Raw genomic sequence first — 5852 nt, 5'->3', positions numbered from 1 at the left:
GATAAGGTTTGCTCTATAACTACAACCCATGCTGAATTGTCCCGATAGAGTAAGGTAGATTAGCTAATATTTGTCGTATGAATTTAATTTATAAAACACCTTGATATGATCAATAAATAAGCTATTATGACGATAAGTCAAAAATGACGAAGTGTCACAAAATGGTTGAGTACATGAATTTATGATTCGTGTTAGTATTATATAGGAGCATTGTTGGAATACTGACTAGGTTAGGATACGGACTGAAAAATTATGTTTGGTTTTAGTTGTAAAGGTGAGAAAAAAAGTATGTTTGGCTGCAAAGCTGGGCTGTCTAAAAAACAGCAATCTATTGCAGACAGAGAAGTTGAGCTAATGTTGTTAGCTAAAGAGTTGGTTCGAGAGCAAGGCTTTGGGAACTTGACTATGGATAAGCTAACGTCAGTAAGTTCATACTCGAAAGGTACTATATACAATCACTTTTGTAGCAAAGAAGATGTAGTTTTAGCGCTTTGTATTCATTCTCTTAAATCGGAAGCTATCTTGTTTGAGCGCTCCGGGGAGTTTGAAGGGAATAGCCGAGAGAAAATCGTGGCGTTGCACGTTGCTTACCGAATTTATGCTCGAATGGAGCCGGTATTGTCTACTTGTGCAATTATGGCGAAAAGCCCATGGGTTCTTGAAAAAGCTTCAAGTGCACGTGTCGCGGAGYTGAACCAATTGGAAGAACTCGTCATTGCTCAAGCTGATGAATTGGTGAATCGAGCTGTGAAAGGCGGTGATCTAAAGTTCTCTTCCGGTGTGGGTTCAGACGCGATTGTTTTTGCAAACTGGTCAATAGCGTTTGGTTCAAATGCTTTGTCACAGAATGCATCAAATAGCCATTGTATCAAACGGTTACAAGATCCGTATTCAGTATTACATAATGCAAATATGATTTTGGACGGCTTAAATTGGCAACCTTTATCAAGTGATTGGGATTACCGAAAAACTTGGCGTCGTGTTGAGCAAGAGCTGTTCAGTGAAGAAATCGCTTACTTAGAGTCAGTAGGCCGTTAGCTTCCATCTAAGCCCACATTGGTGGGTTTATTAATAACCATTAATGACGATTCGTCACAAAATTGAGACTAACCCGATTTCTTAGGGGGTATCTTGACTTTTTGACTAAGAATTATGTTTCAGTCAACTTCGGTTGACTTTTTATGAAGCATATATGACGAATCGTCACAAATGGAGACTGTGATGGAACATGACAGCCATAAGCCCGCTTTAGATAGTCGTAAGCTAGATAATAGCTGGCATTCATTACCCACTAAGCATTCGTTTATCGTTCTGCTAGTGGTATTAGCAACAATAATTGTTTCTGCACTTGGTGCAAAGAACCTCTATTTCAGAGGCGACTACAACATTTTCTTTGAAGGCACCAACAAGCAGTTGATGGCGTTTGACGAGATCCAAACCACCTTCGCCAAAACAGACAATCTAGCGATTGTTATAGCACCGAATAATGGCGATGTTTTCACTCCTGAAACCCTTACCTTAATTCAAGACATGACGGTCGATTCATGGCAGATCCCATATTCAAGCCGTGTCGACTCATTAGCCAATTATCAGCACACAGAAGCGGTTGAAGACGACCTTCTAGTAGAAGATTTGCTTTACGAGGAGTATCCGCATACACCTCAGCGCATTCAAAAAGTAAAGAATATCGCGCTGAATGAACCTCTTCTTAGAAACTCATTAGTATCAGCTTTAGGTGATGTAACGGTAGTCAATGTGACGGTTCAGTTGCCTGAAATAGATAAAACCGCTGAAGTACAAGAAGTGATCTCGGCGATCAATGCAATGATCGAGAAGTATGAAGTACAGTACCCTGATGTGGAGTTTCATAAAGCCGGAATTATCGCGATGAACAACGCGTTTATGACCTCGGCTCAAGAAGACAGCTCAACCCTAGTACCACTTATGTTGCTCGTCGTTCTAGTCTTTCTGACCTTCATGCTGCGTTCGTTCTTTAGTGTTGTTGCAACTTTGCTTGTCATCATCTCTTCAATTGTTGCCACTATGGGGCTTTCGGGGTGGGCAGGGATGTTCCTCAGCACTGCAACAGTTAACGTCCCGACCTTAGTGCTAACCCTTGCGGTAGCAGACTGTGTTCACGTGATTGTGACTATGAGACAAGCCATGCAGCGCGGGATGGAGAAAGCACAAGCCATTCAATACAGTATCAAGCTCAATGCAATGCCTATCTTGATTACCTCGGTGACCACTGCGATTGGCTTCTTGATGATGAATATGTCTGACTCTCCAGTATTAAGAGATTTCGGTAACCTTTCAGCACTAGGAGTGATGATCGCGTGCTTCTTGTCAGTGACAATGTTGCCAGCTCTACTCAAACTTCTTCCTGTTAAAACGCTGAAAGTGCAAGAAAGTGAGTCGAATACAGTAACGTTTATGGACAAACTTGGTGATTTTGTCGTTGCCAACCGTAAGGCGTTATTGCCTATATCGACTCTGGTCATTGTTGGCGCAGCAGCCTTGATACCGCTGAATAAAGTGAATGATGAATCAGTGAAGTACTTTGATCAATCAAGTGAATTCAGACAAGCCGCTGACTTCATGGAAAAAACGATCAGCGGTATGACGAACATCAGTATCGCCGTTAAAACCAATGAATCTCAAGCCATTGCAGATCCGGTTTTCTTACAGGCTATTGGTGACTTCAGTGATTGGCTGCGTGTACAGCCAGAAACCGACCACGTTGCAACCTTGTCAGACGTATATATGCGCTTGAACAAGAACATGCATGGCGATGATCCGAACTATTATCAATTGCCGTTAGACAGAGAGTTAGCCGCTCAATATTTGCTGCTTTACGAGATGTCACTGCCTTATGGGCTAGACCTTAACAACCAAATTAACGTGGATAAATCTTCTATAAAAATGGTGTTGACGGTTGATAACCTGGGCAGCGTAGAACTCGTTGAATTGGAAGAGCGCATATACGCTTGGTTTGCTGAAAACGCCCCACAATATGAAGTCGTTGCTTCAAGTCCGTCATTGATGTTTGCGCACATTGGCGAAACGAACATGACGAGCATGCTATCGACTTTACCAATCACCTTGATCCTAATTTCTGGTTTGATGATCTTTGCGCTTCGCTCAAGCCGATTGGGTATGATCAGCCTAGTGCCAAACATTGCACCAGCGATCATTGGTTTTGGTTTGTGGGCGTTGATCTCCGGTGAAATCAATCTTGGGTTATCTGTTGTTGTGACTCTTACCTTGGGCATTGTGGTTGATGATGCGGTGCATTTCTTAAGTAAATATCAACGTGCACGAATGGAAGGGCAATCAGCCGAACAAGCTGTTCGCTATGCCTTCCATACCGTAGGGCAGGCATTGTGGATCACCACAGTAGTGCTTGTTGCCGGGTTCTCGGTACTTGCCACGTCGAGCTTTAGGTTGAATTCAGACATGGGAATGCTTAGCGCGATTGTTATTTTCATCGCATTAGTTGTCGACTTCGTACTGCTCCCAAGTTTGTTGATGATTTTTGATAAGAAAACCCACTATCAAACTAAATCTCAACCAGCTTCAAACACAGACTCTAAATCTAACCATCCAGTTTCAGCTACTGCCAAATAAGGATAATGCAGCCCGAACGTTAAGGCTTGATGGGCGGGCTGCTCAAGGAGAACAATATGCAAAATAATCAATTAAACATGACGAAATCATTATTCAGCTCTGCGATAGCTGCAGGTTTAATGCTTGTACTTTCTGCAGGAACTGCGCTGGCTGATGAAACAAAAGGGCGAGAAATCGCAGAGCAGCGTAAGAACGTTGATCTGGGCTGGGGAGACTCTGTAGCGACAATGGAAATGCTTTTAAGGAACAAACAAGGTGAAAGTAGCACCCGTTTAATGCGATTGAAATCCTTAGAAGTTGATGATGACGGCGACAAAGGACTGACGATATTTGATGAGCCTAGGGATGTAAAAGGTACGGCTTTTCTTAACCACTCGCACATCACCAAATCTGATGACCAATGGCTATATCTTCCAGCATTAAAACGCGTGAAACGTATTTCTTCTCGTAATAAGTCTGGCCCTTTTATGGGAAGTGAATTCGCATACGAAGACTTAAGTTCTTTTGAGCTTGAGAAGTACACGTTCAACTATCTGGAAGATGCCAAATTGGAAGGGGTGGATACGTTTGTTTTAGAACAAACCCCTACCGACAAAAATYCGGGTTATACCAAGCAAAAAGTATGGCTTGACCAAGAATATTACCGACCTTTGAAAGTCGAGTTTTACGACCGAAAAGGGTCGCTTTTGAAAACGTTGTCGTTCAATGWTTATAAGCAATACCTAAACCAATACTGGCGAGCACATACCATGGCAATGCAGAACCATCAGACAGGGAAAAGCACGGTGTTAACAACAACAGAATTGGCATTTCAGACAGGTCTTAACGACAAAGACTTTCAGAAGAACACGCTGAAACGAGCTAAGTAGGTATTAGTATGAAAAGGATTGTGTCAACTGGAACACAGCTGTCTTTAACGTTAGCAATGACCTTGGGTTTAACCCAAGTGTCGTTGCACTGTCAGGCGGTAGAACTGGCCGGGCAAGCTAATGTCGAACACCGACAGTTTTTCAGTGATGGACAGCAAGGGCAGGGGAAAGCTCAAACCTCGCTAGTGTTACAACCTGAATTATATTGGGAGCAAGAAGAAGGAAACGGTAGCTTTACGTTTACTCCATTTTATCGTCTAGACAGTGAAGACGATGAACGTACACATGGCGACGTACGCGAAGCACTTTACCTTACCTATTGGGATGATTATGAATTGCGCGCGGGCGTTGGCAAGGTGTTTTGGGGGGTTACGGAATCGGCACACCTAGTGGACGTCGTAAACCAAACTGATGCCATTGAATCGGTCGATGGTGAATCTAAACTTGGCCAACCAATGGTTCACTTCACCTCAATAAAAGACTGGGGAACTGTAGATGCAATGTTACTCCCTTATTTTAGAGAGCGTACATTTTCAGGAGAAGACGGCCGTTTAAGGCCAACCATTCCCGTTTCTGATAATGCGACTTACGAATCATCTAAAGAAGAACACCACGTTGATGTTGCGTTACGTTATAGCCAAATGTATGGCGATTGGGACGTTGGCTTAAGTTACTTATCCGGCACTAATCGCGATCCATACTATCGATTAGAGAGCAATCAACTTCAGCCTTATTACGCTCAAATGCAGCATGTAGGGTTAGATATTCAAGGCATTATCGGTGATTGGCTGTGGAAACTAGAAAGTATTTACCGCGATAGTTACGACAACCATACTGGTGTCGCAACGGGGTTTGAATATACATGGGTTGGTGCATTGGAATCCTATTGGGATATCGGGTTTATTGCGGAATACCTTTATGACAGCCGCGGAAACAATGCCCAAACGATAGGTCAAAATGATGTGTTTTTAGGAACTCGCTTCGCTTTGAATGATGAAGATGGCACTGAAGTATTAGCTGGCATCACACAAGACCTAGATAATAGCGATGTGTATAGCGCAAAACTCGAAGCTTCTAGCCGGATAAACAACAACCTTAAATGGCGGCTGAATGGGTGGTTGTTCGAAAATGAGACCCCTGACGATTTACTCTATTTTGCAAGGAAAGATGATTTTGTCGAGTTAGCGTTAGAATATTATTTCTAATGTTTCATTTAGGGAGGGCTCTTGTTGAAGGGTTCTCCTTTTTTGTTATTTTCTAAAGGTTTATCACGATCAAGATCGTCTTTTACTCATTGCTCCTCATAGTTTATTAGGCTTACATGTAATATGGTTATTATTTTATAAGTTGCGATAA

General features: G+C 42.6%; 4 protein-coding genes. All 4 read left to right on the top strand.

Annotated elements, in window-relative coordinates:
* Positions 1–252 precede the first annotated feature (252 nt).
* Positions 253–1038, top strand: coding sequence for a TetR/AcrR family transcriptional regulator (locus L4C33_RS18965; protein WP_428813971.1), 786 nt, complete (start codon positions 253–255; stop codon positions 1036–1038).
* Positions 1039–1221: 183 nt separating this feature from the next.
* Positions 1222–3627: an efflux RND transporter permease subunit gene (locus L4C33_RS18960; protein ID WP_428813970.1), complete on the top strand. Its 2406-nt coding sequence runs from the start codon at positions 1222–1224 to the stop codon at positions 3625–3627.
* Between the two features lie 119 nt (positions 3628–3746).
* Positions 3747–4496 carry an outer membrane lipoprotein-sorting protein gene (locus L4C33_RS18955; protein WP_428813972.1) on the top strand — a complete coding sequence of 250 codons (750 nt, stop codon included), beginning with the start codon at positions 3747–3749 and terminating at the stop codon, positions 4494–4496.
* 8 nt (positions 4497–4504) lie between these two features.
* Positions 4505–5701, top strand: coding sequence for a hypothetical protein (locus tag L4C33_RS18950; protein ID WP_428813969.1), 1197 nt, complete (start codon positions 4505–4507; stop codon positions 5699–5701).
* The last annotated feature ends 151 nt before the right edge of the window (positions 5702–5852 follow it).

It is taken from the genome of Vibrio makurazakiensis (assembly GCF_050337375.1).
Taxonomy (GTDB): Bacteria; Pseudomonadota; Gammaproteobacteria; order Enterobacterales; family Vibrionaceae; genus Vibrio; species Vibrio makurazakiensis.
The sequence above is the reverse complement of the archived record's forward strand: the minus strand, read 5'-3'. Positions and strand labels throughout refer to the sequence as shown.